This is a genomic window from Actinospica acidithermotolerans (assembly GCF_018139625.1).
Classification (GTDB): domain Bacteria; phylum Actinomycetota; class Actinomycetes; order Streptomycetales; family Catenulisporaceae; genus Actinospica; species Actinospica acidithermotolerans.
In genome coordinates this window covers 74,577-100,600 of record NZ_JAGSOH010000010.1, presented here as the reverse complement: position 1 = coordinate 100,600, position 26,024 = coordinate 74,577, and the positions used below count along the sequence as shown (strand labels likewise).

Sequence of the window (26,024 nt, the reverse complement as noted above, 5' to 3'; positions counted from 1 at the left end):
GGCCCGCCGTGTGGTTGAGCAGTTGCTTGACAGTGATCTGGGCCGTCCACTCCTCGTTCGGCAGGCGAAGTTCGGGGATGTAGTGCCTGACCGGGGCGTCGAGGTCGACTTCGCCCCGCGCTACGAGGTGCATGAGCGCGGTGGCGGCGAACGGCTTCGAGGTCGAGCCGACGGCGAAGAGGGTGTTCTCGTCGACCGGCTGTTGGTGGTCGAGGTTGGTGACGCCGTGCGCGGCGATGGTCTCGGTGCCCTTGTGCCAGACGGCGGCGGCTAGGCCGGGGATGCCGTATTTCTCGGCGGCGTGGGCGACGACGTCGGACAGGGTGGTGATCTCGGACATTACGGCAATCTCCTGTGAACTGGACCGTGACTCGGACAGGTGATTCGGACGCGTGACTTTGGAGCGTGACTTGAACAATGTGCAAGGAGGACACGCGGACCCGACTTGAACAACGTTCAAGTGGAACGCTACGCCCGACTTGAACGCTGTGCAACTACAATTCCCGCATGGCACGCGACCAGCTGACCCGGGACCAGATCGTCAAGGCGGCGATCGAACTGCTCGACGCCGAGGGCCTGGAGGGCCTCAACATGCGGGACCTCGGGCGAAGGCTGCGCTCCGCGGCTACGGCGGTCTACTGGCATGTCGGCAGCAAGGACGCGCTCATCGCGTTGGCCGCGGACGAGGCGTGGCACGAGGCGGAGCTGCCCGATCCGGCGGAACTGGGCTGGCGGGAGGCGGCGTACCGGATGGCGGTGAGCCTGCACGCGATGTTCACGCGGCACCCTTGGCTGGTCCAGGCGTTCGGTGCGTATCCGATCTACGGGCCGGGGAAGGCGCGGCACGACGATCACGCGCTCGGGGTGTACGAGGCAGGCGGGTTCGTGGGCATCGAGGCTGATCAGGCAGCGGCGGCCGTGTTCACGTTCGTGCTCGGCAACGCGCTCGGAGTGGCGGCGCAGCAGGCGTTCAACCGCAAGCTTGCGCGGGACGCGAATGCCGAGGAGCTGGCGCGGGCGCATCAGGCGGACGCCGTGGCGGTGGCGGTGGGATTCCCGAGGCTGCGGGCGCGGGTCGAGTCGCCCTCGGCGGAGTACGCGGCGGGGCCGGAGGGGGGCTTCGAGTTCGGGCTGCGGGCGATGCTCCACGGCTTGGAGAGCGGACGGCACTGAAGGTGAGCCTCGCCGTTTGGACCCCGGGACCGGCCGTTCGGCGGAAGCGGGAGGACGGGGGCGGGTAGCGGGGGAACCTCGGGGAAGTGGCCGACTGTGAGGAGGAGATGGGCTCTGCCGCTGGCGGTCGCGGCGCTGCTGGTCGCGGGCGCGGCGGGCGGCTGCGGGACGCGGCTGCCGGCGAGTGCGTTCACCGGGCAGCCGCAGGGTGGTGGGACGGCGCTGGTGGAGGGGGTGTCGTCGAGCGAGATCAAGGTGGGGATGATCGACTCGATCAGCAGCCCGCTCGGCGTGAACGCGTTCTCGGGGCCGGGGTACGGGGCGCAGGCGTACTTCGACGCGCTGAATGCGGCGGGCGGAGTCGACGGGCGCAAGATCGTGGTCGATCAATGCGACGACGCCGGCAGCGGAATCGGGAACATCCAGTGCGCGCACCAGCTGATCGATTCAGGCCAGGTCTTCGCCTTCGCGGGGAACTCGATCTTCGATTACGCGGGCGCGTCGTACGTCAGCTCCAAGGACGTGCCGGACATCGGCGGCGAGCCGATCGACCAGGCGTACGACCAGTATCAGCACCTCTACTCGATCTACGGCTCCGCCGAGCCGCGCGACGGGACCGTGGGCTTCGGAGGAACGCTTTACTCGTCAACTGAAATCTACGCGTACTTCAAGGAGAAGCTGGGCGCGCACGTCGCGGCGGTCGTCGAGTACAACCAGCCCGATTCGATCCGCTACGGGCAGATGCAGGCCGCCGGGCTGCGCGCGGAGGGGTACGAGGTCGTGACCGAGCAGCTGGACTTCGCGCTGCCGAACTACGCCGCCGCGGCCGCCGACATGAAGGCGCATGGGGTGCAGATCGTCTTCGACGCGATCGACACGTCCGGCAACGGATCGCTGTGCACGGCGCTGGATCAGGCGGGAGTGAGCCTGATCGCCAAGGTCACGACGCCGCAGAGCTGGGACCAGACGGTCCTGACCACGTACGCGAACGCCCCGAAGTGCCGCAATGTCCTGTACGCGACGTCGACCGAGCGCAACTACGAGGACACGCAGTACCCGACGGTCGCGGCGTTCCGAGCGGCGATGGCGAAGTACTTCCCGTCGCGCGCACCTTATCTGTCCATGTGGGAGCTCGACGGATGGGCGTCGGCGCAGTGGCTGACGGATGCGATCCGGTCGTGCAGCGCCGACGTGTCCCGGTCATGCGTCGAGGCGTACATGAATAGGACAGAGCCGTATGACGGGCACGGACTGCTGATCCCGACGTCGTTCGTCGTGGCACGCCCGGGTGCCACGACGCGCGCATGCTTGAACGTCGCGCGCTGGCAGGATTCGGCGAACGGCGGGCACGGCGGCTGGGTGACGCAGACGCCGGACATGAACGCGAACTGCTTCACCGTGCCGGTGCTCGCGTCGAAAGCCTGAGGCTGCAAAAGCCGGTGGAATCGATGCCACGGATGCCGTAGCTGTAGCCGTAGCCGTAGCCGTAGCCGTAGCCGTAGCCGTAGCTGTAGCCGTAGTCATAGCCGTTGCTGGCCGGCGGAACCTATGCCACGGATGCCGTTGCCGTAACCGGGCCCGAGGCTCTTGCCGTTGCCGTTGCCGTTGCCGTTGCCGTTGCCGTAACCGGGCCCACGGCCCTTGCCGCGGGAAGATCGCTGCCCCTGCCGCGTTCCACGTCACGATTCATCCCCAATCCGTTGACGACGGTGGCATAGGCCTGTGTCGACGCGACTCCGGCCGGTAAGGTCTCGCCAGCTGCCCATGCTCGACCGCTCAGCCTGCTAGGTTCGAAGGCTGATTGACAACGGAGTGAACTGAATGACTTTCTGCCTGCGCACCGCGCGGCGGGGACGGGGCACGGCTGTCGTGCTCGGTGCCGCGATGCTCGGCATATTCGCGACATCGGCTCCGCAGGCTTCGGCCGCGACGCCGGTCGTCGGGGTTATCTCGGCGGGAACGCCGTGGCCCACCACGCCGCAGTGGCAGTCCCTCGATGAGACACCCGGCTCCTCGTCCGTCTGCCCGGTGTCGGTGGTCAGCACCTCGGGCAGCGTTTCGGGGGCGAGCGGTCTGCTGTGCGGGGGCGCCGGCGGCACCACGCTTACGCGCACCTCCGGGGGAGCCACGCCGACGATCGTGCTCGACTACGGCAAAGAGGTCGGCGGCGTCCCCTATTTCGACGTTTCCGCGGAGAGCGGGTCGCCGACCCTGCAGGCCGCGTACTCGGAATCCAGGACGTACATCAGTGCCACGGGTGAACCGCAGGCGCCGTGGGCCGAGGGCGATAGCCACCGTTACGACGACTACGCGGTCACGGGTGCCGGGGCGATAGTCAACCAGTACGAGCAGGGCGGCGAGCGGTACGAGGAGATCACGCTCACCTCGGCCGGCTCTGTGACGCTGAGCAGCGTCGGTATCGACTACACCGCGGACCGGACCCAGGCTTCGTCGCTCTCCGGCTGGTTCGATTCGAGCAACAGCGAGTTCAACAGCATCTGGTACGACAGCGAGTACACCGACCAGCTGGACTCCGTCCCCGCCAAGTCGCTGCCCTCGGTGTGGACGGTCGCCGGCGGCGCGCTGCAGGCGGTGCCGGACAACGTCGGCGGCGACGACATCGGCCTGGTGTCCGGCGGCTCCTCGTGGGGTGACTACACGACCTCGTTCGAGGCGAAGGTCGTCGCCAATCAGGCCGGATGGCTCGTGCGCAGCCAGGACTCGAACGACGGCTACGTGTTCATACTCGACGACAGTACGGACACCGCGGGGACGGTCAACACCCTGCAGGAGCTCTACCTGCACAACGGCTCGTACACGTCGGTCGGCTCGGTCAAGCTCCCCTCGGCACTGACCGCCGGTACGTGGCACGCCGTGAGCACGACCGTCGCCGGCTCGACGCTGACCGTATCGCTCGACGGCAAGCGGCTGGCATCCCTTCCCGAATCCGCCTACGCGACCGGTTCGGTCGGCTTCCGCGAGGGGCCCGGCGAAGAGGCGGACTTCAGGGATCTCACCGTCACGGGTTCCGGGGGCGCCTCGCTCTTCAGCGACAGCCTGGGGTCGTCCTCCGCGCTCTCGGAATTCTCGCCCCTGCCGGGCGTGAACTCCTACGCGTCGATCCTCGACGGAGCCCGGCGCGACCGGTCCATCTGGTCCGGGGACATGAACGTCGAGATCCCGACCCTCTTCTACTCGACCGACGACAGCGAGTACGCGAAGTACTCGCTGGAGGCGCTCGGCAGCTATCAGCTCAGCAGCGGCTTCGTCACCGGCGCCCTCGCCCCGCAGAGGTCGCTCGGGACCTATACGGCGACCGGCACCACGGGCTACTACTCGGCCTCGTACTCGATCTACTGGGTTCTCGACCTGGCCGACTACTTCCGGTACTCCGGTGACGTCTCCTTCATCGATCAGGAGCTGCCGGTTCTCGAGAAAGAGCTGGCCTGGAACGCCACGCAGGTGGACTCGAGGGGCCTGATCACCACGACCAGCAGCGACGACGCGGACTGGGACTTCTACGACGCCGGCAAGCTCGGCGAGGTCACCGAGTACAACATGCTCTACTACAAGGCCCTGCTGGACGGAGCGACGATGGCCGCCGCGGCCGGCGCGAGCTCGCAGGCAGCCACGTACACCAGCGAGGCGGCGGCGCTGAAGACCGCGATCAACGCGCACCTCTACAACAGCGGCACCGGCCTCTACTACCTGAGCAATCAGGACACGGGCACGGTCGCCCAGGACGCCAACTCGCTGGCCGTGCTCTACGGCGTGGCTCCCGCCTCCGACGACTCGAAGATCCTCGCGATGCTCAAGAGCGACCTGTGGACGACGTCGTACGGTCCGAAGCCGTTCTCCGGCAGCAGCTACGCCGACATCGTCAGCACCTACATCACCGGCTACGAGCTCGAAGCCCGGCTCGCCCAGAACGACACCTCGGACGCCGAGACGCTGCTGAACCAGGTTTGGGGCCACATCATCTCCCCCAGCAGCTTCCAGACCGGAACGATGTGGGAGAACATCAACGGCGCGACCGGCCTGCCCGGCCGGGGCAGCAGTACGAGCCTGGCCCACGGCTGGTCGGCCGGCCCCGTCTCGGCGCTCTCCGGGTACGTGCTCGGCGTTCAGCCGGCGACGGCGGGGTACGCGACATGGACCGTGAAGCCGAATCCGGGTGACGTGAGCTGGAGCGAGGGCAGCGTGCCCACGCCGCACGGCGCGATCTCGGTCGACTGGGCGGGCAAGAGCGGCGTCGGCCAGTTCAGCATGCGGGTGAGCGCCCCGAGCGGGACTTCCGGAACGATCGCCGTGCCGACGTACGGAGCGAGCAATCCGGTGGTGGAGGTGAACGGGAGGACCGTGTGGAGCGGCGGCACCTTCACCGCGGCCGCCGGCATCGCCGGAGCGTACGCGAGCGGCGGCTACGTCTACCTCACCGGCGTGCAGCCGGGCACGTACACGATCGGATCCAACCCCGGGAACTACGGCGCTCCGGCCGGCTACACCTCGTGCGCGGCCGAAGGCGCGACCTGCACCGTGTCCGGCACCGAGTCCGTCGCTTACGGCGCGAACGGCATCTACACGTATACGACCGAGTCCTCCTCGGTCACCTGCAGCAGCCCCGGGCTGTCGGATGCGGACTACGGCATGACGAGATCCTGCTACGTCGGGGCCGTCGTATCCGGCCCCAGCGGTGTGAGCACGTCATACTGCGGTTCCGAAGCGAGCCTCTGTTCGTTCAGCGGAAGCAAGACGGTGTACTTCGGCGCAGGCGGCAAGTGGACGAGTAAGACCATCTCAGGTGGCACGCCGTGCACCACCGCCGTCTTCGGCGATCCGGATGCCGGCGTCGCCAAGTCGTGCTTCGTCGTCAGCTGATTCGGAGGTCGCGCTTAGGCGCCCACTACCGGGAGACGTGCGCCGCGGTCGAGTGGCCAGAGGAAGTCGGCGAAGGACTCGACCCGGTCCGGCTGCGGCTCGGCGATGAGGACTGCGCGGCCGTCTTCGCGCGCGGCACGCGCCAGGTCCTCGAGCACGCGGTCGGCGAGCGCGGGGGCCAGGCCGTGCGTCGGTTCGTCGATGAGCAGGATGCTGCCGCGGCCGAACATCGCGCTGGCCACTGCGAGCAGTTGGCGCTCGCCGCCGGAGAGTACGGCGGCGGGCCGCGCGGCCAGCGCTTCGAGTTCGGGGAAGCGGGAGAGGGCGTCCGTCGCGGCGCATGCGCGCAGGTTGTCGAGCACTGACAGGGCGGGGAAGACGTTGCGTTCGAAGGGGACGTAGCGCAGCCCGGTGATCGCACGGCGCGCGGCGGACCACGTGGTGGCCTCGCGGCCGTTCAACCGGAGGCGGCCCTCTGTTGCTGACGCGTCGGTTGCGGCGCCCGCGCACCAGTCGAGCAGCGTCGTCTTTCCGGCGCCGTTGGGGCCGACCAGCGCGGAGAACGTTCCGTAGGCCAGGGCCAATCGGACGTCGTGCAGTACTTCGATTCCGCCGTATCGGACGCGGACGCCGTCACACCATAGGGCCGAACGCATGACGGGCCACCTCCGTCCAGCGCAGTCGCGGCAGCACCAGCGTGGCCACGCCGACGAGGATTGCCGAGGCGCCGGCGACGTAGCTGTCGGCGACGACGATCACGATCGCGGCGGCGATGAGCGCGGTTGAGTCGGCGAAGCCGACTGCGGCGGCGGCCGCGAACCAGATGAGGCCTTGCGCGGGCTCGAACGCGGTCGGGTCGAAGACCTGGTCGCCCGACGCCCACAGCGCACCGCCGAGTGCTGCCATCGCTCCGGCGCCGGCGAATACCGCGAGGCGTTCGCGATCGACGGCGATTCCGGCCGTGCGTGCGGCGATCTCGCTGTCCCGCAGCGCGGACAGGCGCAGGGCGCCGGGGCCGCGGACGAGGGCGGTCAGGCAGAGGAGCGCCAGGGCGACGAGGCAGAGCTCGAAGTAGAGGAACGCGCGGTCCGCCTGTGCGAAGCCGGGGCGGGCGACGGATGACGGTGTGAACAGCGGCTGGTCGAACAGGAAGCTGCTGAGCGCGGTGGCGGCGGCGAGCGTGGCGACCGCGAGGTGCAGCCCGGCCTGCCGGAGCACCGGCAGCGCGAGTACGACGGCGACGGCAGCTCCTGCCAGTGGCGCGCCGAGAATGCCCCATCCGGACGCCCAGCCGGCGGCCAACGCGCCGATCCCGGCCAAGGCCGCCTGGCCGAGTGAGAGCAGTCCGGCGCTGTTCAGCACGCGGAAGGACAGCAGGACCAGCGCGAGCGCGGGGATGGTCAGCGCGGTTCGCAGGTCCACGGCGCGCAGGTTCCAGCAGACGACGCCGAGCGCGACGAGCAGCACGAAGGGCGCGATGGAGATCGACCTGCTCGGCGGACGTTGCCGCGCGGTGACCGGAGCGGTGAACGCCGGCGTGAACCAGGTCGCGAGCAACAGCAGCACCACGAAGAGGTTCGAGCGCACGGCGTCGAGCACCGATCCTGCCGCTCCGGTCAGGTGAACGGCAGTCAGCTCGGCCTGGATGATCGCTGTGCCGAATGCGAACAGGATCGCGAGCGACGCGCTGCGCAGCCGGGCCGCGATGGCGACGCCGAGCGTCTCGAAGATGACGAGCGTCAGCGCCGGTGGATCGAAGCGCAGCTGCGGAGCCAGCAGCACGCCGGTCAGCGTCGCGAGCATCGTTCCGGCCACCCAGCCGATGCGGGAGAGCCGGCGCGCGGGCAGTCCCGCGAACTCGGCCAGCCGTCGATCGTCGATGACCGCGCGGATCGCCGGCCCGCTGCGTGAGAACCAGGCGAGGCCAAGCGCGACGGCCAGCACGAGGGCGAGTTCGATCGGGACGGCGGTGGGCACGTCGACGCCGCCGATCCGCATCGTGCCGCCGGGCAGCAGCGAGGGGGCGTCGGTCCGCGCCTCCGTCCCCCACACGGCGGTCGCGATGCCCACGAGCAGCACCGTGACGCCGAAGCCCGCCGTGAGCAGTTGCGCGACGTCCGCCGCACGCGCCTGCAAGGGGCCGAAGACGGCGGCCTCGAGGCAGAGGCCGAGCAACGGAGCGAAGAAGCAGACGACGATCAGGGCGCCCGCATATACCGGAAGGTGCGCGTCCCGGACGAGCGAGCGTTCGAGGTACGCGCCGAACATGCCGATCGCGCCGAAGGCCACGTTCAGCACGCCGGTCACCCGGTACGTCGCCAGCACCCCGAGCCCGGCCAGCGCCGCGGCGGCACCCGTGCCGAGCCCGGCCACGGCCAGGTCGGCGGCACCGCCGCTCATCAGTCCTCCACGCCCGCGCGGCAGAGCGGACAGGGACGCAGGGCTCCGGCCTCGCCGCCCGGCTCGGGCGCGGGCAGCAGGTCCGTCCGGCCGTCGAGCAGCGGGCACTGCGCGACGTGCAGATAGCGGCCGTCCGGCACCCGCCACAGGCCCGTTCGCCCGGACGGAGCAGCTTCAGCGCGGGATCCGGCCGCGCCGCGCGGCGCGGACGCCCGCCTCGGCCAGGGCGTGCGCAGGGCCAGGGCCAGGCCCACGATCAGCAGCGCGGCACCCGGGATCGTCGCGGAGGCCAGGTACGGCAGCTGCTGCGGCACGGTCGGCTGGCCGGAGATCTGATACCAGCCGAGCACGCACAGCACCGCTCCGGCACCGGCCAGCGCGGCGGCGAGGCGTCTCGGCGGATCAACCATGCGCAACACTCCCCAATCGTTCCAAGCAGCGAGAAAATGGTATTTCAGATTCGTCTCACGCGGGAGAGACACCTCATGAACGGGACATATTCAGCGCAGGCTCGTGCCGCCCGTCACGGACGCGCCGCCTCGGCCCTCGTCGCGCTGCTCGCGGCGGCGACCATGGCGGCGTGCAGCAGCAGCACCAGCCCGAGCTCGGGTTCGACCACGCCGGCGACCTCCGGCGGCACCTTCAACACGGCGAGCGCAGCGAGCGAGGTCAAGCAGACCTGGACGGCCTTCTTCTCCAAGACCACCCCGATCGCGCAGAAGGAGGCGCTGCTGCAGAACGGCCAGGCGATGGCCGGCGCGATGCAGGCCTTCTCCTCGAACCCCATGGTCAGCGAGGTGACGGCCAACGTCTCCAACGTGACCTTCCCCTCCCCGGACAAGGCCGACGTCACCTACTCGATCCTGCTCAACGGCCAGGTCGTGGAGAACTCGATGGCCGGCAACGCCGTCTACCAGGACGGCAAGTGGCTGGTCGCCGACACCACGCTGTGCGGCCTGCTGCAGCTCGCCGAGAGCCAGAGCGGCAGTTCCGCGGCGGTCCCCGGCTGCGGCTGACGCCGCCACGCTGCTGACTCCGGTGCGCTGCTGACACCGCCGAGCTGCTGACGCTGCCGAGCTGCTGACGCCGCCGAGCTGCCGACGCCGGTGCCGCGTCCGGCGGCGTCATCCGTTCAGGTCACCCGGCGCTCCCCGCCGCTCCCGCATCGGTCCAGCTCAGCACGGAGCGCGCGGGAACGGCGAGGGGTGTGCTCGAATGCGTGCGCGGATGATTCCGCTGTGTAGTCGCGGCGCTTCCGGCAGACTGGACACTCCGAAAATTCGCGGCGTTCTCCTTTGGTGCGCGGCGGTTTCGCGCGCCCCCGGCGCAGCAGTCGAGGAAGGACTCCACCCCCCGTGTCTTGGAAGTCCGACACGCCCACCCCCGCCCGGCCCGAGGGCACGACGGCCCTCGACTACCCGCCGGACTACGACTGGCGGCTGCCGTCGCCGCGCGAGCCGCAGTCGGACCCGGCGCCGCTCGACGCCGCGGCCGCGCTGCAGGCGGTGTTCGACTCCGCGCCCGGCGCCGTGGCGGTGGTCGAGGGGCCGGACTTCGTCCTCGACTACGCCAACCCGGCCTTCCGCACCGGCTTCGGCCTGGCCCAACCCCGGGCCGCCGGGCGCGGCCTGACCGGCGTTCCGCTGGCCGAGGCCGTGCCGGTGCTCGCCCGGCTCGGGCTGCTCGACGCGCTCGCCCTGGTGCACGCCACCGGGACCGTCTTCACCGCGCCCGAGGTCAGGGTGCCCGAGTTCGGCTCGTCCCGGCGCCCGGCCGTGCTGCGGGTGACCTGCTCGCCGGTGCGCGCGGCGGAGGCCGAGCCGATCGGCGGCGTGCTGCTGCACCTGATCGACACGACGGAGCAGGCCGCCGAGATGCGCCGGCTGCAGCGCGCGGAGCGGCGTCAGCGCAATGCCGCGGTGGCCCTGCAGCGCGCCCTGCTGCCGCAGCGGCTGACCCAGCCCGACGAGCTGCGCATCGCCGGCTGCTACCTGCCCGCGGCCGGGGAGCCCGACCCGCTCGGCGAGACGCTGCGGCCGGCCGGGCCGGAGGCGTACGCGGCGGCCAGGCGGCCGGCGGCGAACGAGTTCCAGGTCGGCGGCGACTGGTACGACGTGATCCCGCTCGGCGCCGGACGCACCGCGTTCGTGATGGGCGACGTGATGGGCCGCGGGGTGCACGCCGCCGCGATCATGGGCCAGCTGCGGGCCGCCGTGCGCGCGTACGCCGCGGCCAACCTGCCTCCGGGCGAGCTGCTGCTGCACCTCGACCGGCACGCCGCCGAGCTCGAGGGTGTCGCCTACACCGCCGGTTCGGCCCGCGCGGGGCTCTACGACCTGGGCGCGCTCGCCTCGTGCGTGTACGCGGTCTACGACCCGGACGAGAAGGCGCTGACGTACGCCTCGGCCGGCCACCCGGCGCCGCTGCTGCGCTATTCGGACGGCTCGGTCGTCGATCTCGACGACGCCGTCGGACCGCCGCTCGGCACCGGCGAGTGGACGTGGCAGGAGTCGACGATCCCCGTCCCGGCGGACGCCTACCTGGCCTTCTACACCGACGGTCTGGTCGAGCGGCGCGGGTTCGACCTCGACGGGCAGCTCGGCCGGCTGCGCGATGTCTTCAGCCGGGCGCCGCTGGCCGAGCCGGCGTCAGACGACCTGGCAGCACTGGATCTCAGCTCCAACGGGATCACGATCGGCGGCGTCGCCGGACGCCGCGGCGGTCCGGTCGACCAGGTGCGCGACGAGCTGCTGGCCGGGATGCGGCTGCCGCTCGAGCACGACGACGACGTGGCCCTGCTGGTCGTGCACGTCCCGCAGTGGCACGGCGAGCGGGCCCAGCTGTTCCGCTCGGCCGCGGTCGACCTTGTCGGCGGCACCGAGATCGCCGCGCACGCCCGCGCCTTCGCCTCCGGAGTGCTGCGCAGCTGGCACCTCGGCGAGGACCTGTGCGACATGGGCGTGCTCGCGGTCAGCGAACTGGTGGCCAACGCGGCGATCCACGGCCGTCCCCCGGTGCGGCTGCGGCTGCGGCGCACCGACCGGCGGCTGATCGTCGACGTGTGCGACGGGGACGACCACCTGCCCCGGCGGCGGCTGGCCGAGGTGACCGACGAGGACGGCCGCGGCATCGGCATCGTGGCCTCGCTGGCGGCCTCCTGGGGTTCCCGGCAGCTCGCCGAGGGCAAGTCCGTGTGGTGCGAGTTCGAGCTCGGCTGACGCGGCCCCGCGGGCGCCGCGGGGCGGCGGGGCCGCGGGGGCGGCGAGCGAATCCGCCGGAGACCGCCCGGACCTGACTGACCCAACCTTCGGGCCCGGGCGGCCCGGGCGGCGGGGCGGCGGCCCGCGAGCGATCCCGCCGGAAACCGCCCCGGACCTGACTGAGCGAACCTTCGGGCCGGGGCGGCGCTGTTACACGGTCACAGCGCCGCCGGCTGGCGCTCCGACGGTGCTCACCCGGCCTGTCGGCCGTCTCCCGGCCACCCGAAGGGCCCAGTCGTCTGTTCACCTTCCGAAAACGCCACGGAACGCCCGCACCGGTCGCGATATGCCCCTGGCCAGGGCTTCCGTGACCGATTCTTTATCTTCCCAATAGCAATGTCCCGGGTGCGTTCACCTCCGGTTCACCTGCCGAAGTCCACTCATTCACCGGATCTGCCTACGTTCGGGTGGTCAGCATTTATCGGCATTGACCTCCGGCGGTGCCCCGCCGGTCCCAGGACGAAAGGGACTTCCCCGTGAAGTTTCAGCGATACGGCGCTGTGGCCGGCGTGGCTGTCGCCGCGGCTCTTGCGCTCAGCGCTTGTGGTTCGGACAACAACTCCTCGTCGAGCTCGACGACCAGCGCGGCCGCTTCCGGCTCGGCCGCCTCGTCTTGCCCCTCGGGCACGCTGAACTCGGCGGGCTCGACCGCCCAGGCGAACGCGATCTCGCAGTTCATCAAGGACTACCAGACCAAGTGCTCCGGCACCACGGTCAACTACAACGCCAACGGCTCCGGCGCCGGCTTCACGTCCTTCGTGCAGAAGCAGTCCGACTTCGCCGGCTCCGACTACGCGATGAGCACCACCCAGGCCGCCCAGGTCAAGTCCTCGGGCCGGTGCGGCTCGGGCGAGGCTATCGACATCCCGGCGGTCGGCGGCGCCATCGCCGTGATCTACAACATCCCGGGCGTGACCGCCTCGATCAACCTCGACGCCAAGACGCTGGCCGGCATCTTCGACGGCACCATCACCAACTGGAACAACGCCGCGATCGCCAAGGACAACCCGGGCGTGACCTTCCCGAGCCTGGCGATCCAGCCGTTCTTCCGTTCGGACGCCTCCGGCACCTCGTACAACTTCTCGAACTACCTGAACCACCTCGGCGGCTTCGCTGCGGCCAACAAGCAGTGGCCCGGCAAGGCGGGCCAGGGCGCCAAGGGCTCCGCGGGCGTAGCCGCGAAGGTCAAGTCGACCTCCGGCGGTATCGCCTATGACGAGTACTCGTACGCCAGCCAGAACAACCTGACCTACGCCAAGGTCTCCAACGCGGCGGGCGACTACGTCCAGCTGTCCTCGGCCAACGCGGCGCAGTTCATCGCACAGGCCCAGGTCGAGCAGACGGGCGCGGACACCCACGTGGTGTTCAACTACAACTACTCGAACGCCGACGCCTACCCGGCCGTCCTTGTGACCTATGAGATCGTCTGCGGGACCGGCAACGACTCGAGCAAGCTTCCGCTGATCAAGGGCTTCCTCGGCTACGCGCTTTCCAGCACGGCGCAGAGCGAGCTCACCAACCTCGGGTACATCCCGCTGCCGTCCAACGTCGCCTCCGCGGACGTCAAGGCCGTCGACTCCCTGTCCTAGTAGCCTCTAGCCCCAGGTAGGAGGGGAGGACGTTCCCATGAGCAGCGATACTCCGCCGGTGTTGGCCGAGCCGGAGGGCCAGGCGCCCGAGCCTGTGCGCGCCCGTTCGGCACTGACCGAGAAGGCCGGTCTCGGCGACCGGGCGTTCGCCGGCAGCGCTCGCGCCGCCGCCGTGTTCATCCTGGTCATCATGGCCGCGATCGCCGGGTTCCTGATTTATCAGGCGGTGAACGCGATCAGCCAGGACAAGGTCAACTTCCTCACCTCTTTCGCCTGGGACCCGGACGGGAACAACACGAACGGCGTGCCGACCTTCGGCATCGCCGCGATTGCCTGGGGCACGCTGGTCACCTCGGTGGTCGGCGTGCTCCTCGGGGCGCCTGTCGCGATCGGCGTAGCCCTGTTCATCACGCAGTACGTGCCGCGCAAGCTCGGCTCGTTCTTCGGCTACATCGTCGACCTGCTTGCGGCGGTGCCCTCGGTGGTCTATGGACTGTGGGGCCTGCTGGTCCTCGACCGGCACATGAGCGGGGTCTCCAAGCTGATCGAGGATGTGCTCGGCTGGATCCCGATGTTCAAGACCAACGGCACCTACGGCAGTTCGATGTTCACCGCCGGCGTGGTGCTCGCGATCATGATTCTTCCGATCGTCGCCGCGATCTCCAGGGAGATCTACAAGCAAACCCCCCGGGAGCAGATCGAGGCGGCCTACGCGCTCGGCGCAACCAAGTGGGAGATGATCCGGCTGGCCGTGCTGCCCTATGGCCGCAGCGGCGTCACCAGCGCGGTGATCCTCGGCTTCGGCCGGGCGCTCGGTGAGACCATCGCCGTCGCCATGGTGCTCACCACCGTGCCGGGTCTCGTCACCCGGATCCTCCAGCCCGGCGGCAACACTATCGCCGCGAACATCGCGGTCCAGTTCGGCGAGGCATTCACCACCGGCCGGCAAGCGCTGATTGCATCCGGCCTGGTGCTGTTCCTGATGACACTGATCGTCAACTACGTCGCGCGCCTCGTCATCCGGCGCTCCACGAACAAGGCCGGTGCCTGATGTCCCTCTCGCACCCCAGTCCCATCCGCAAGGCGAAGAACACGGCGGCCATGGCCGCGATGGGCCTCGCCCTCGTCGTCGCTCTCATTCCCCTGGTCTCGATCCTGTGGACCGTGATCCTGAAGGGCGCGAAGGACTTCAACGCCTACTTCCTGACCCACTCGATGCGCAATGTCGCCGAGCAGCAGGACAGCGGCGGCGCCTACCATGCGATCCTCGGCACGCTCGAGCAGGTCGGTATCGCCGCGGCGATCACCATCCCGTTGTCCCTGCTCGTCGCGATCTACCTGGTCGAGTACGGCCGCGGGCGACTTGCTCAGGCGGTGACCTTCTTCGTCGACGTCATGATGGGCCTGCCCTCGATCGTCGCCGGTTTGTTCATCCTGTCCTTCTGGATCCTCGGTCTCGGATACCAGGTCTCCGGCTTCGCCGCGTCCCTCGCCCTGCTGATCCTCATGATGCCGGTAGCCATCCGATCCACCGAGGAGATGCTGCGTCTGGTTTCCCCGGCGCTGCGCGAGGCGTCCTACGCGCTCGGCGTCCCGAAGTGGCGAACGATCGTCAAGGTGGTGCTGCCGACCGCACTGCCGGGTATCGTCACAGGGATGATGCTCGGTATTGCGCGCATCATGGGTGAGACGGCTCCGGTGCTTCTTCTGGTGGGTGCGGCGAACTCGATCAACGGGAACCCGTTCAGCGACCCTCAGGGCTCGCTGCCGCTGTTCGTATTCAATGAGTCGCAGAACAGCCTGCAGGCCGCGATCGACCGCGGCTGGGCCGCGGCGCTCACCCTGATCATCATCGTCATGCTGCTCAACCTGTTCGCCCGTCTGATCGCCTGGTGGAAGGCACCGGCGGCCGCCCGGTAGCCCTCCGAAGCTGAAGAAAGAAGACTTGAGAACCATGGCCAAGCGAATCGACGTCTCCGGACTGTCGGCGTACTACGGCTCGGTGCGGGCGATCGAGGACATCAGCCTGACCGTGGAGCCGCGCACGGTGACCGCCTTCATCGGCCCGTCCGGATGCGGTAAGTCCACCGTCCTGCGCACCCTGAACCGCATGCACGAGGTCATCCCGGGGACTCGGGTCGAGGGCAAGGTCATGCTCGACGACGTGGACCTCTACGGCGCGGGCATCGACCCGGTCGCGGTGCGCCGCACGATCGGCATGGTCTTCCAGCGGCCGAACCCGTTCCCGACCATGTCGATCTACGAGAACGTGGCCGCGGGCCTGCGCCTGAACGGCGTGCGCGGCAAGAGCGACACGGACGGCATCGTCGAGCAGTCGCTGCGCGGCGCGAACCTGTGGAACGAGGTCAAGGACCGGCTCAACAAGCCGGGCATGGGCCTGTCCGGCGGTCAGCAGCAGCGGCTGTGCATCGCCCGGGCGATCGCCGTCTCCCCGGACGTGCTGCTGATGGACGAGCCCTGCTCCGCGCTCGACCCGATCTCGACCCTCGCCATCGAGGACCTGATCGCGCAGCTGAAGAACGAGTACACGATCGTGATCGTGACGCACAACATGCAGCAGGCCGCGCGTGTGTCGGACCGCACCGCCTTCTTCAACATCGAGGGCACCGGCAAGCCGGGCAAGCTGATCGAGATCGACGACACCCCGCGGATCTTCGCGAACCCCTCGCAGCGCGCCACCGAGGACTACATCACCGGCCGTTTCGGCTGAGCCGCACCGCCCGACGGCAAAAATGCCTCGCGAACTCCCGGTTCGCGAGGCATCGTCGTTTCCGGACTGCTCGTTTTCGAGGTCAGCCGAAGATCGCGTGGGTGGGGTAGTAGACGATCGCGGCGCAGCAGGCGGCGGCCGGTATGGTCAGGAACCAGGCGGTCACGATGTTCTGGGCGACGCCCCAGCGGACCGCGGAGCGGCGCTTGGTGGCGCCGACGCCCATGATCGAGCCGGTGATGATGTGCGTCGTGGACACCGGCGCGGGATAGATGAACGCGGTGAAGTAGAGCACGAGCGAGGCGACGGACTCGGCCGCGAAGCCGCGCGGCGGGTCGAGCTCGATGACCTTGCGTCCCAGGGTCCGCATGATCCGCCAGCCGCCCGCGCTGGTGCCGGCCGAGATCGCCAGCGCCGCGGACCAGAGCACCCACCACGGCACCGGGGAGCTGCTCGTCGCGCGGCCCCCGGCGATGAGCGCGAGCATGACCACGCCCATCGACTTCTGCGCGTCCTGGATGCCGTGGCCGAGCGCCATGCCGGCGGCCGAGACCGTCTGCGCCATCCGGAAGTTGCGGGTGACCCGGGACGGGTTCGCCCGGCGGAAGGCCCACAGGATGCCGAGCATCAGCGCGAAGGCGAGCGCGAAGCCGACGACCGGGGAGACCAGCATCGGGAGCACGACCTTGTCCCAGACCCCTGACCAGCTCACGGTCAGGCCCGAGGCGAGGCCGGCGCCGACCATGCCGCCGATCAGCGCGTGCGTGCTCGAGGAGGGCAGGCCGAGGCGCCAGGTGATCAGGTTCCACGCGATCGCGCCGGCCAGCAGGGAGAAGACGATGACGAGACCGGCCGCGCCGGTCGGCGGGGGGCTGATGATCCCGCTGGTCACGGCCTTGGCCACGCCGCCGCCGAGCTCTAGGCCGAGCCAGGCTCCGACCAGGTTCATGACGGCCGCCATCAGCAGTGCGACCCGCGGGGTCAGCGCCCGGGTGGAGACCGAGGTGGCGATCGCGTTGGCCGAGTCGTGGAAGCCGTTGGTGTAGGCGAAGCCCAGGGCCACCACGATGACCACGACGAGCCAGAAGGTCAGCACGGCGGCTCAGGACTCCTTGACCGCGATCGTCTCGATCGTGTTCGCCACGTGCTCGAAGCCGTCCGCCGCCTGCTCCAGGGTCTCCACGACCTCCTTGAGCTTGAGCACGGTGATCGCGTCGAACTCGCCGGAGAACAGGTGCGCCAGCAGCCGGCGGTAGACCTGGTCGGCCTGGTTCTCCAGGCGGTTGACCTCGATCCAGTAGTCCTGCATGTCCTTCATGGTGCGCAGCCGGGGCATCGCCTCGGCGGTCAGGTCGGCCGCGCGCACCAGCACGTCCACCTGGTCGGCCACCCCGTCCGGCAGCTCCTCGATCTGGTAGAGCGAGACCAGGTCGGCCGCCGCGTCCATCTCGTCCATCACGTCGTCCAGCAGGCTCGCGAGCATGTAGATGTCCTCGCGGTCGAAGGGCGTGATGAAGGAGGAGTTCAGCTGCCGGTAGATGTCGTGGGTGATCTCGTCGGAGACGTGCTCGGCGTCGCGCATCCGGCCGGCGATGTCCGCCCGGCCGGCCTTGTCGGCGCCGAGCAGCTCGGTCAGCAGGCCGGCTCCCACGACGAGGTTGTCCGCCGCTTTGGCGAACAGCTCGTAGAAGCTCGTCTCCTTCGGAGTCAGACGCAGGCGCACGGGGCTCTCCGGGCTTGTGGTTGGGTATCCGGGACAGAGGGCGATCTGTGGATCTTGGTCCCGGAAGTCCAGTGTTCCATGACCACAAGGATGGTAGACGCTCCGTGGTCTAGGCGCGCCGAGGTGCCCGTTCTCGCCCGGATGCGGCGGGACGGGGCCGGACTGCGGTCCGACGGGCTCGAAAGGGGCGCGGGCCGCCGGATGACGGCCGCTTTCGGCGAAAACTGGTTGAGAGATAAATCACTTTCCCGGGCGTTCACCCGGAGTTCACGAGCGGACCGTCAGCCCCAGGATCCGGTCGATCGCCTCCTGGGAGAGCGGCTCGTCGCTGCGCTCGGCGGCGATGATCAGCTCGGCGTACAGCTCGATCTCATCCAGCGCGACCCGGTCGTGCACCGCGCGGTACCGCGGGCCCGGAGAGGCCGCCGCGCGCGCGGCGCGGGTGGAGCGCTGCGCCGCGGATCCGGACAGCCCGGCTTTGGACGAACTCACAGACGTCGTCGTGTCAGCACGCACCCAGACCACCTCCTCGCGGCTCGCGGACCGAAGTGACAGTCGGCTCCCTGGTATTCAAGGTTAGGACCGCCTTAATCCGACCACCATGGCCCGACTGGGCCATCCGAGCCTGGTCCGGACCACCTGTCCGACGCCGCCCGCTTCGCCCCGGACGCCTAGTTCGAGGAGGTGGCGTCGGCGTCGGCCGGCGCGGTGACCGCGACCTTCCTGCCGAGGTCGTAGAGGTCGGTGCTGGAGACGATCGTGACGGTCCCCTTCTCCGGGGCGGGCGCGGAGTACTGCAGGTGCGCGACGAAGCGGAGCACCCGCCCCTGGGCGTCGAGGAAGACGTCGAAGGGGACCGACTCCTTCGAGAACGAGGCGCTCGCGGCGACCAGCGCGGCGTTCTCCGGCGCGGGGGCCGCCTTCGCCGCCGCGGCCAGGTCGAGCGTGCCGGAGTAGTGCGCCACCGGGACGTCGTAGACCCGGTCCTGGCCGACGTAGCGCACCGAGCCGCCCGCGGCGCCCGCGCCGTAGAGCATCGCGAAGGCGAGGATCGGGCTGGTGTACCCGGCGCTGATCAGGTCGCCGTCCGCGAGCTTGCCCGAGTCCACCCGGACCCACTTGCCCGTGCTGCCGGTCGGGCGCATGTAGAGCGTGGTCGGGGTGACGATCTCGTCCAGCGTGCTGTGCGCGCTGACGTCCGGCGGCACGGTCAGCCTGATCGAGCCGAGCTGCTTGGCGAAGTCGAAGGCGCCGGTGCCGGAGAACTGGTCGGTCTTGCCGTTCGCGGTCATGGACACGGAGGTGGCCACCTCGGCCGTGCCGATCTTCAGCGACGCGGGTCCGGCCGCGCGCACCGCGGCCACCGGGTCCGCCGCGACCGAGACCGCCGTGCTCGAGCCCGAACCAGCGCACGAGGCCGTCGCCAGGGCGCAGGCGAGCACCGCGCCCGCCAATCCGGCGCGTGCGGGCGGCAGCCCGCGCCTTCCGGTCGCCGTGTCCACCTGACACACCTCCAGTGCGACGCCGTGCGCCGCCGTCCGTTCCCGACACGTGGCTCTGCACTTGTATGGATATCGGGATTTCCGCTGAAACCGGGAGCAAAGGGGGCGCGGAATGCGGCAAACTGTCCCCGGAGACCGTGCCCGGAGTCCTCAACGAGTCGAGTGGGCGCGGGTTACGCGGGTAGTGGACAGCAGTGGGCCGTCGTAGGGCCCTGAGCTCGGCGAGGGAGAACACAGGATGCGGGTATTCGTGGCTGGTGCCACCGGGGTGCTGGGCACCGCCGCCGTGCGGAGTCTGGTCGCGGCCGGGCACAAGGTCACCGGGATCGCGAGATCCGGTCCCAAGCGCGACGTGCTGGACGGCGCCGGCGCGACTCCGGTCGCGGCCGACCTGTTCGACCAGGCCGCGCTCCGGCACGCCGTGTCCGGCCACGACGTCGTGGTGAACCTGGCCACCAGCATCCCGCCCGGCACCGCCGCGCTGCGCGCGAAGAGCTGGCGGGAGAACGACCGGATCCGCACCGAGGCGAGCCGGAACCTCGCCGAGGCCGCGGCCGCCGAGGGTGTGCTGCGGCTGGTGCAGGAGGCGGTCTCCTTCGTCTACGAGGACGGCGGCGACGAGTGGATCACCGAGCGGCACCCGGTGCGCCCGAACGCGGTGACCGCCTCGTCGATCACCGCGACCGAGAACGCGATGGGCTTCGCCGACGCCTACCGCTTCGCCGTCGTGCTGCGCTTCGGGCTGCTCTACGGCGACGAGCCCGCCACCCGCTGGCAGCTGGACCGGGTGCGCAGGGGCAAGGCCGTTGTCATGGGCGACCCCGGGGGCTACCTCTCGCCGATCCTGGTTCAGGACGCCGCCGCGGCCGTCGTCGCCTCGCTCGCCGCGCCATCCGGCGTCTACAACGTCTCCGGCCCGCCGCTCACCCGCGCCGAGTGGGCCGAGGCCCTCGGCAAGGCGGCGGGCGTCGGCGGCCCCGCGCGCTACCTGTCCCCGCTGGCCCTGCGCCTGATCTCCAAGCGGGTCGAGCCCTTCCTGCGCTCCCAGCGGATCTCGTCCGACGCCTTCCACAACGCCACCGGCTGGCGCGCCCGCACCGCGGTGGCCGACGGCCTCGCCGCGGTGGGCGGCTGACGCTTCGCCGGCTCCGGCGCGTCCCCGCGCCGGAGTTGCGTCAATATCCTGACGCTACTTCGAGGCCGTGGCCGACGCGGTCGCGCTCGCGACGCCCGTGGCCACCGGCCACGAGGGCACCGTCGAGTACGGGCGCACGGCCCCGATGTACGTCGGGTTGAAGCCGTCGATCGCGTCGAAGCGGATGACGGAGCCGGTGTGCGGCGAGTCGATCATCGCGCCGCCGCCGACGTAGATGCCGACGTGCTCGATCGTGCTGGGGTCGTTGACGTTGGTGGCGAAGAAGACCAGGTCTCCCGGCTCCAGCTGGCTCCGGGGGATGTGCACGCCCGCGTACCACTGCTCGGCGGCCACGCGGGGCAGGGTGACGCCCGCGCTGGCGTAGGCGGCCTGGGTGAGGCCGGAGCAGTCGAACTCGCCGTTCTCCGCGGCCGTGCCGGTGCCGCCGTAGAGGTACGGGGTGCCGAGGCGCTCGTAGGCGAACTTGATGGCCTGCACGGCGACGCTGCTGGCCGAGATGGTCGTCGTGGTGGGCTTGGCGAAGGACTTCTCCAGCGCCTCGATGTTCTTGACGTAGTTCTCGGTCTGCGAGATGTGCGGGATGCCGTTCGCGGAGATCACCGCGCCGGCTCCGGCGTTGTAGCCGGCCAGCATGTTGCCCACGGCGTCGCCCGGCACCTTCGAGAGCTGACTCGCCAGCGCGCAGTCGAAGCGCGCGGCCGCCGGGATCTCGTCCGCCGGGTTGAAGGGGTTCTCCTTGCCGTCGCCGTCGTTCGGCGAGGCCCAGGTCGTCCAGGTGTACGGCTCGAACTGGGCGATGCCCTCGGCGCCGGTGTCGGAGACCGCGTTCGGGTCGAAGCCGGACTCCTGGTAGAACTGCGCGGCCAGCAGCGGCGCGCTCAGGATGGAGCAGGTCGTCGCGGCCTTCTCGATCAGCGCGACGTACGCCGTCGGCACCGTGCCCGGCTCGAGCGACTCCTGCACCTGGACCGTCTCGGAGTCGGTGATCCCCAGCGCCAGCACCGTGACACCCGCCACGATCACAAAAGGCGCGAGCAGCGCGGCGATCGCCACCCAGATCCACTTGTTGGTCAGACGCAGCATCGGAGGCGGGGCCGGGCGCAGCATGGTTCCCCTCCCTGACGGCCCATCACGGTTGGGCACGGGTTCCGACGGGAAAACTAGTCGGCGCGGGCACAGCGCCGAGGTGCCCGTGCGCCCTATGATAAGGGCAGGATGACGCCGCGTCAGCAGCCGTCTGCACTGCGGAATCCCCGTTCCGCGAGGCGACGGCGGCCGGATGCGGCGTGTTCAGCGGGATGCGCCACAATGCACCCGGGATGCTTCAGGCAGCGCGACACAGATTGGGGGCCGCCAGATGGCCTTGGCCACGGTCCTTGCCGCAGGCAACGGAAACATCGGCAACATCATCAACGGGATCGCCCCGAACTGGGGGCCGTTCGGCTCGGTGGGTCAGCAGGCGAAGGTGCTGATCGAGGTCATCATGGCGGCGGCCATCCTCGTCTGCCTCGGCATCGCGATCTGGGGCGCCGCCAAGCAGCGGATCGGCGCGACCGCCCTGCGCGACTCGTTCAGCGCGGAGCAGGGCAAGGGCCTGATCATCGCCGGCCTGACCGGGGTGTTCATCATCGGCAGCCTCAGTACGCTGTTCACCATTGTCTACGGTATGGCGATCTGATCATTGTGAGTGCTGATTCGCCGGGGTGCGCGGCGGGTAGACCGCCGTCGGTGACATCGACATCGGTTTCCATATCCAGCGGAAGCCGGCTCGGTACTCGCACACGCAACGCATCGTCGAACCGTGCGGCGGCCTGAAGTGAGCCGGCCGCGCCGCACCGATCGGGGTTCCACCGTGGAAGCAGGGCCGACCCGCCGGCCGCCGGCCGCCGGCTCCTCCGGCGCCGCGCGCACCCGGATCAAGCTGCCCACGGACCCCTACTCCGACGGTGTCCGGAACCGCTCGCGGCTGCGCGGCCCGCTGATCGTCGGCGGCGTGGTGGTCGCGCTCTTCGCCGTCATCGCGCTGGTCAACCACGGCGGCGGAAGCACGGGGTCGAATGCGGCCTCCGCGACCGGCACGCCGAGCGCCGGCGCAACACCCAGCGCGTCCGCCAGCCCGGTCACCACCTCGTACGACTCCACCCAGGCGAACGGCACCGCCGACGGCGTCCCGGTCGGCTACCCGCACAGCAGCTCCGGCGCCGAGGCCGCCGCCGCGAACTACGTGGTCGCGTTCAACTCCGCGAGCATGGTGCGATCCTCCGCCCGCGCTCGGCTGATCAACGCGATCGCCGACCCGGCCATAGCGGGTACGCTGCAGGGACAGTTCGACGCGGCCTACGCGCAGATCGACACCACCTACGGGCTCTCCGGCTCCGGCGCGGCCCCCGCCGGCCAGACGTACGTCGAGCGGGCGGCCCCGGTCGGCGTCTCGCTGGTGAGCGATTCCGGGAACACCGCGACCGTCTCGGTCTGGGTGGTAACCCTCGCGGGTCTCGCGGGCACCAACTCGCAGCACGCCGTGTCCGAGGACTGGGCGACCGTCACCGTGACGCTGAACTGGACCCACGGGGACTGGAAGTGGTTCTCCTTCCAGTCCGCCGACGGTCCCGCGCCCCTGGGAGGCTTGCAGACGCCCGCCGCCGGGTCGACGCTGCAAGCAGCCGTCTCGACGTTCGGGGGTCTGCGCTATGGCCGGTAGTGGTTTCCTCGCCGCCGCGGATCCCTGCGCCGCGCTCTTCGGCAGCGTGAAGCAGGCCTGTGAGAACACCGGCAAGCTGGTGGGCGGAAGCACCTCGGGCGGCACCTCGGCCGGCTCGATACTGACCGATCCGCTGGGCTCGATCGCCAAGTCGTGCGCCGAGGCGGCCGCGTGGGTCATCGAGCAGGTCTCCGGGGCCGTCGGCGGCGACAGCGGCGTCGACTTCACCAACTCGGGCTTCCTGAAGCAGTACGCGATCGTCTTCGCCGCGTCGACGATCCTGACCGTCCTGCTCTGGATGCTCGCGGTCATCAAGCGCGCGGTGCGCGGGGACTCGGTCGTCACGGCCGTGACCGAGGCGACCGGCTTCCTGTGGCTCGCGGTCGGCGCCTCGGCGTTCACCCCGATCGTGCTCTACGGGATGGTCACGCTGACCGACTCGGTGACGAACGCGATCGGCTCGACGACGAGTTCGGGCACGAACAACTTCCTCAGCTCCTTCGCCGACACGCTCAGCCCGGCCAACGGATCGAACTCGACCATCGGCGGCGGGCCGATCCTGCTCATCTTCATCTCGCTGGTCGCGATGATCGCGGCGGCGGTGCTCTGGCTGGAGCTGCTGATCCGGGCCGCGATGCTCTACGTGGGCGCGGCGCTGGCCGGCGCGGTGTACGCGGGCCTGGTGGACAAGGACCTGTGGCCGCACGTACGGCGCTGGGCGGGCCTGATGATCGCGGTGGACATGGTGAAACCGGTGATCGTCATCGTGCTCGGACTGGCGGCGGCGATCTCCTCGGGCAGCTCGCCGACCTCCGCGTTCGCCTCGGTGCTCTCCGGCCTGGCCATCATGGTCCTGTCGATCTTCGCCTCCGGGCTCATCTACCGCTTCGTGCCGAACTTCGGCGACGACATGCTGCGGATCGGCCAGTCGCGCGGCGGCGACGCCCCCGCGCAGGTGCAGCAGGGCGCGATGGACGGCCCGGCGACCCGGATGCAGCAGGGCATCGCGGCGCACGGCGACCGGACCGGCAACCCGACCTCGGCGCCGGCCATGGCGGCGCTCGGCGCGGGCGCGGGCCTGGCCGCGCAGGGCCTGAAGGCCTCCGCGCGGCTCGCCCTGCAGCGGCCCGATCCGCAGGTCGGCACGATCGGCCCCGGCGGCGTGCCAGGCTCGGGCGGCGGCCTGCCGCCGCAGGGTCCGACCATGCCCTCGGCGAACGCGGGACGCGGCGCGGACGCCGGTCGCGGCGCCTCGGTCGCGGGTGCGGGGGACGGGGCGAGCACATGAAGTCCACAGAACCGTTGTGGCATGCGGGCTCGAGTGAGGGAATCGGCCTATGACGACCACCGAAGGCTACGAGCGCCGGCGGTCCTTCCTCATCGGCAAGGCCAAGCCGAACGCGATCGTCGGGCGCAACCGGGAGACCGGCGAGCTCGCCGTGCTCGCCGTCGGCTGCCTGCTCGCCATGGTGTGCGGCTTCGCCGTGCCGACGCTGCCGCTGAAGATCCTGACGATCGTCGGCTGCCCGGTCCTGGCCGGCGCGATCGTCTTCGCCCCGTACCGTAAGCGCACGTATTACAAATGGTTTGAGATCGAGCGCTCCTACAAGCGGATGGTGCGCAGCCGGAACGCCTTCTACACCTCGGACGCCGATACCGCGGGCACGACGCTCGGCGGCAAGGAGATCGAGGTGCCGGCGCCCCCCGGCGTGGGCCAGGTCCGCTGGATCTCCGCGCGCTTCGGGCCGGACGAGCTCGCCGTGCTGATGCACCTGGACCGCGGCACGATCACCTGCACGATCGAGATCGAGGGCCCCGGCGTCGGCTCGCGGGACGCCGAGGACCAGGAGGCGCTGGTCGACCGGTACGGCACGCTGCTGCGGCACGTGGCCAACGGCGACGGCTTCGTGACGCGCCTGCAGATGCTCGCCCGCACGCTGCCCGCCGACCCGGACGCGCACGCCAAGGACGTGGCCAGGCGCGGCGATCCGAACGCTCCGGGCTGGATCCGCGACTCGTACGCGCAACTGCTGTCGATGGTCTCCACCTCCAGCGAGCAGCACCGCACCTACCTGACGGCGTGCATGGCCTACACGCGGGAGTTGGCCACCGAGGCGCGCGTGATGTCCGGCGGCACCGACCTGGACCACGGCATCTGCGTGATCATGGTGCGCGAGCTCAACGACATCTGTGCCCGGCTCGCCGACGCCGACATCAAGGTCCGCCGGCCACTCGACGTGCCCGCGCTCTCCTCGCTGATCCACTCGATGTACGACCCCGAGCACCCGATCGACCACACCGACGGGATGGCCGAGCGCGACGCGTGGCCCGCCGAGTTCGACGCCGCGGCGCCGCTGTTCCTGCGCGCCAAGACCCGCGAGTCGCTCACGGCCGATCCGTGGTGCCACGCGACGGCCTGGATCCGCGAGTGGCCGCTCACCCCGGTCGCGGTCAACTTCCTGGCGCCGTTGCTGGTGCACACCCCGGACGTGATCCGCACGGTCGCCGTGTCGATGGACCTGGAGCCGACCGAGGTCGCGATCGAGCGGATGCTGACCGAGCGGGTCAACGTGGACGCCGAGGCGGCCCGGCAGGCCAAGCTCGGCCGGGTGGACGACCCGCGCGAGCGCGCCCACTCCAGCCGGGTGGACCTGCGCGGCGAGGATCTGGCCGCGGGCGCCGCGGGAGTGAACCTGGCCGGCTACATCACGGTCTCCTCGCGCTCGCCGGAGGCCCTGGCCCGGGACAAGCGGACCATCCGCGCCTCGGCCGGCAAGAGCTTCCTGAAGCTGGAGTGGTGCGACCGGGAGCACCATCGCGCCTTCGTCAACACCCTGCCGTTCGCCACGGGCGTGCGGCGCTAGGGGTCAGGGACATCCGCAGCTGTCATCGCACGTGAGGAAGGGTTCAG

At 70.2% G+C, this 26,024-nt stretch carries 23 protein-coding genes; 14 read left to right on the top strand and 9 right to left on the bottom strand.

The genetic code is table 11. The features are described from left to right. On the bottom strand, window positions 1-340 hold a 340-nt coding region (locus KDK95_RS06465), incomplete at its 3' end, for a serine hydrolase domain-containing protein (RefSeq protein ID WP_212517091.1). Window positions 341-507: 167 nt separating this feature from the next. Here KDK95_RS06465 and KDK95_RS06460 point away from each other — a divergent pair. The 3 genes from KDK95_RS06460 to KDK95_RS06450 all read left to right on the top strand — a co-directional run bounded on the left by KDK95_RS06460 (window position 508) and on the right by KDK95_RS06450 (window position 6,051). Then, on the top strand, window positions 508-1,173 hold the full coding sequence (locus tag KDK95_RS06460) for a TetR/AcrR family transcriptional regulator C-terminal domain-containing protein (protein ID WP_212517090.1): 666 nt from the start codon (window positions 508-510) through the stop codon (window positions 1,171-1,173). Between the two features lie 96 nt (window positions 1,174-1,269). Next, a complete protein-coding gene (locus KDK95_RS06455; RefSeq protein ID WP_307844208.1) occupies window positions 1,270-2,598 on the top strand; it encodes an ABC transporter substrate-binding protein in 1,329 nt (442 codons plus the stop codon). 396 nt (window positions 2,599-2,994) lie between these two features. Continuing rightward, entirely contained in the window at window positions 2,995-6,051 is a 3,057-nt protein-coding gene (locus tag KDK95_RS06450) for an alpha-L-rhamnosidase-related protein (RefSeq protein WP_212517089.1), read from the top strand. Window positions 6,052-6,065: 14 nt separating this feature from the next. On the opposite strand, the gene KDK95_RS06445 is transcribed toward KDK95_RS06450, so the two are convergent. From KDK95_RS06445 to KDK95_RS06435, 3 genes are read right to left on the bottom strand one after another with little or no spacing between them, the layout of a single operon-like run. After that, entirely contained in the window at window positions 6,066-6,707 is a 642-nt protein-coding gene (locus tag KDK95_RS06445; RefSeq protein WP_212517088.1) for an ATP-binding cassette domain-containing protein, read from the bottom strand. After that, window positions 6,685-8,451: a branched-chain amino acid ABC transporter permease gene (locus KDK95_RS06440; RefSeq protein WP_212517087.1), complete on the bottom strand. Its 1,767-nt coding sequence runs from the start codon at window positions 8,449-8,451 to the stop codon at window positions 6,685-6,687. Before KDK95_RS06440 ends, KDK95_RS06445 begins: the two co-directional genes overlap by 23 nt. Next, window positions 8,451-8,861: a hypothetical protein gene (locus KDK95_RS06435; protein WP_212517086.1), complete on the bottom strand. Its 411-nt coding sequence runs from the start codon at window positions 8,859-8,861 to the stop codon at window positions 8,451-8,453. Before KDK95_RS06435 ends, KDK95_RS06440 begins: the two co-directional genes overlap by 1 nt. 75 nt (window positions 8,862-8,936) lie before the next feature. Here KDK95_RS06435 and KDK95_RS06430 point away from each other — a divergent pair, with 75 nt between their 5' ends. From KDK95_RS06430 to pstB, 6 genes are all read left to right on the top strand, one after another. Beyond that, window positions 8,937-9,467: an MTB12 C-terminal domain-containing protein gene (locus tag KDK95_RS06430; RefSeq protein ID WP_212517085.1), complete on the top strand. Its 531-nt coding sequence runs from the start codon at window positions 8,937-8,939 to the stop codon at window positions 9,465-9,467. 339 nt (window positions 9,468-9,806) lie between these two features. Beyond that, window positions 9,807-11,669, top strand: a complete 1,863-nt coding sequence (locus tag KDK95_RS06425; protein WP_212517084.1) for an ATP-binding SpoIIE family protein phosphatase — start codon at window positions 9,807-9,809, stop codon at window positions 11,667-11,669. A gap of 518 nt (window positions 11,670-12,187) precedes the next feature. Then, complete coding sequence (gene pstS / locus KDK95_RS06420; protein WP_307844206.1) at window positions 12,188-13,300, top strand: phosphate ABC transporter substrate-binding protein PstS; 1,113 nt, start codon at window positions 12,188-12,190, stop codon at window positions 13,298-13,300. A gap of 37 nt (window positions 13,301-13,337) precedes the next feature. Beyond that, window positions 13,338-14,351 carry a phosphate ABC transporter permease subunit PstC gene (gene pstC, locus KDK95_RS06415; protein WP_212517083.1) on the top strand — a complete coding sequence of 338 codons (1,014 nt, stop codon included), beginning with the start codon at window positions 13,338-13,340 and terminating at the stop codon, window positions 14,349-14,351. Next, window positions 14,351-15,220 carry a phosphate ABC transporter permease PstA gene (gene pstA / locus KDK95_RS06410; RefSeq protein WP_212517082.1) on the top strand — a complete coding sequence of 290 codons (870 nt, stop codon included), beginning with the start codon at window positions 14,351-14,353 and terminating at the stop codon, window positions 15,218-15,220. Before pstC ends, pstA begins: the two co-directional genes overlap by 1 nt. Before the next feature lie 34 nt (window positions 15,221-15,254). Further along, a complete protein-coding gene (gene pstB / locus KDK95_RS06405) occupies window positions 15,255-16,031 on the top strand; it encodes a phosphate ABC transporter ATP-binding protein PstB (RefSeq protein WP_212517081.1) in 777 nt (258 codons plus the stop codon). Between the two features lie 82 nt (window positions 16,032-16,113). On the opposite strand, the gene KDK95_RS06400 is transcribed toward pstB, so the two are convergent. The 4 genes from KDK95_RS06400 to KDK95_RS06385 all read right to left on the bottom strand — a co-directional run bounded on the left by KDK95_RS06400 (window position 16,114) and on the right by KDK95_RS06385 (window position 19,256). Continuing rightward, entirely contained in the window at window positions 16,114-17,127 is a 1,014-nt protein-coding gene (locus KDK95_RS06400) for an inorganic phosphate transporter (RefSeq protein ID WP_212517080.1), read from the bottom strand. A gap of 6 nt (window positions 17,128-17,133) precedes the next feature. After that, the gene (locus KDK95_RS06395; RefSeq protein ID WP_212517079.1) at window positions 17,134-17,754 is read right to left on the bottom strand and encodes a DUF47 domain-containing protein; all 621 of its coding nucleotides are present in this window, start codon (window positions 17,752-17,754) and stop codon (window positions 17,134-17,136) included. A 267-nt stretch (window positions 17,755-18,021) separates the two neighbouring features. Further along, the gene (locus tag KDK95_RS06390) at window positions 18,022-18,246 is read right to left on the bottom strand and encodes a hypothetical protein (RefSeq protein ID WP_212517078.1); all 225 of its coding nucleotides are present in this window, start codon (window positions 18,244-18,246) and stop codon (window positions 18,022-18,024) included. 179 nt (window positions 18,247-18,425) lie between these two features. Beyond that, window positions 18,426-19,256 carry an SCO4651 family lipoprotein gene (locus tag KDK95_RS06385; RefSeq protein ID WP_212517077.1) on the bottom strand — a complete coding sequence of 277 codons (831 nt, stop codon included), beginning with the start codon at window positions 19,254-19,256 and terminating at the stop codon, window positions 18,426-18,428. Window positions 19,257-19,494: 238 nt separating this feature from the next. Here KDK95_RS06385 and KDK95_RS06380 point away from each other — a divergent pair, with 238 nt between their 5' ends. After that, window positions 19,495-20,391, top strand: coding sequence for an NAD-dependent epimerase/dehydratase family protein (locus KDK95_RS06380; RefSeq protein WP_212517076.1), 897 nt, complete (start codon window positions 19,495-19,497; stop codon window positions 20,389-20,391). A 54-nt stretch (window positions 20,392-20,445) separates the two neighbouring features. Here the strand turns inward: KDK95_RS06380 and KDK95_RS06375 are convergent, their stop codons facing one another. Next, window positions 20,446-21,519 carry a C40 family peptidase gene (locus tag KDK95_RS06375; RefSeq protein ID WP_249160428.1) on the bottom strand — a complete coding sequence of 358 codons (1,074 nt, stop codon included), beginning with the start codon at window positions 21,517-21,519 and terminating at the stop codon, window positions 20,446-20,448. Window positions 21,520-21,769: 250 nt separating this feature from the next. Between KDK95_RS06375 and KDK95_RS06370 the strand changes: the two genes are divergently transcribed. The 4 genes from KDK95_RS06370 to KDK95_RS06355 all read left to right on the top strand — a co-directional run bounded on the left by KDK95_RS06370 (window position 21,770) and on the right by KDK95_RS06355 (window position 25,977). Further along, window positions 21,770-22,090: a DUF8827 family protein gene (locus KDK95_RS06370; RefSeq protein ID WP_212517075.1), complete on the top strand. Its 321-nt coding sequence runs from the start codon at window positions 21,770-21,772 to the stop codon at window positions 22,088-22,090. Between the two features lie 174 nt (window positions 22,091-22,264). Beyond that, window positions 22,265-23,113 carry a hypothetical protein gene (locus KDK95_RS06365; RefSeq protein WP_212517074.1) on the top strand — a complete coding sequence of 283 codons (849 nt, stop codon included), beginning with the start codon at window positions 22,265-22,267 and terminating at the stop codon, window positions 23,111-23,113. Continuing rightward, a complete protein-coding gene (locus tag KDK95_RS06360) occupies window positions 23,103-24,401 on the top strand; it encodes an energy-coupling factor transporter transmembrane component T family protein (protein ID WP_212517073.1) in 1,299 nt (432 codons plus the stop codon). Before KDK95_RS06365 ends, KDK95_RS06360 begins: the two co-directional genes overlap by 11 nt. Window positions 24,402-24,450: 49 nt before the next feature. Beyond that, entirely contained in the window at window positions 24,451-25,977 is a 1,527-nt protein-coding gene (locus KDK95_RS06355) for an SCO6880 family protein (protein WP_212517072.1), read from the top strand. Window positions 25,978-26,024 lie beyond the last annotated feature (47 nt).

Coding starts and splice junctions, on each gene's coding strand:
- KDK95_RS06460 (WP_212517090.1), top strand. CDS start 508: ATGGCACGCGACCAGCTGACCCGGGACCAGATCGTCAAGGCGGCGATC.
- KDK95_RS06450 (WP_212517089.1), top strand. CDS start 2,995: ATGACTTTCTGCCTGCGCACCGCGCGGCGGGGACGGGGCACGGCTGTC.
- KDK95_RS06445 (WP_212517088.1), bottom strand. CDS start 6,707: ATGCGTTCGGCCCTATGGTGTGACGGCGTCCGCGTCCGATACGGCGGA.
- KDK95_RS06440 (WP_212517087.1), bottom strand. CDS start 8,451: ATGAGCGGCGGTGCCGCCGACCTGGCCGTGGCCGGGCTCGGCACGGGT.
- KDK95_RS06435 (WP_212517086.1), bottom strand. CDS start 8,861: ATGGTTGATCCGCCGAGACGCCTCGCCGCCGCGCTGGCCGGTGCCGGA.
- KDK95_RS06430 (WP_212517085.1), top strand. CDS start 8,937: ATGAACGGGACATATTCAGCGCAGGCTCGTGCCGCCCGTCACGGACGC.
- pstC (WP_212517083.1), top strand. CDS start 13,338: ATGAGCAGCGATACTCCGCCGGTGTTGGCCGAGCCGGAGGGCCAGGCG.
- pstA (WP_212517082.1), top strand. CDS start 14,351: ATGTCCCTCTCGCACCCCAGTCCCATCCGCAAGGCGAAGAACACGGCG.
- pstB (WP_212517081.1), top strand. CDS start 15,255: ATGGCCAAGCGAATCGACGTCTCCGGACTGTCGGCGTACTACGGCTCG.
- KDK95_RS06380 (WP_212517076.1), top strand. CDS start 19,495: ATGCGGGTATTCGTGGCTGGTGCCACCGGGGTGCTGGGCACCGCCGCC.
- KDK95_RS06375 (WP_249160428.1), bottom strand. CDS start 21,519: ATGCTGCGCCCGGCCCCGCCTCCGATGCTGCGTCTGACCAACAAGTGG.
- KDK95_RS06370 (WP_212517075.1), top strand. CDS start 21,770: ATGGCCTTGGCCACGGTCCTTGCCGCAGGCAACGGAAACATCGGCAAC.
- KDK95_RS06360 (WP_212517073.1), top strand. CDS start 23,103: ATGGCCGGTAGTGGTTTCCTCGCCGCCGCGGATCCCTGCGCCGCGCTC.
- KDK95_RS06355 (WP_212517072.1), top strand. CDS start 24,451: ATGACGACCACCGAAGGCTACGAGCGCCGGCGGTCCTTCCTCATCGGC.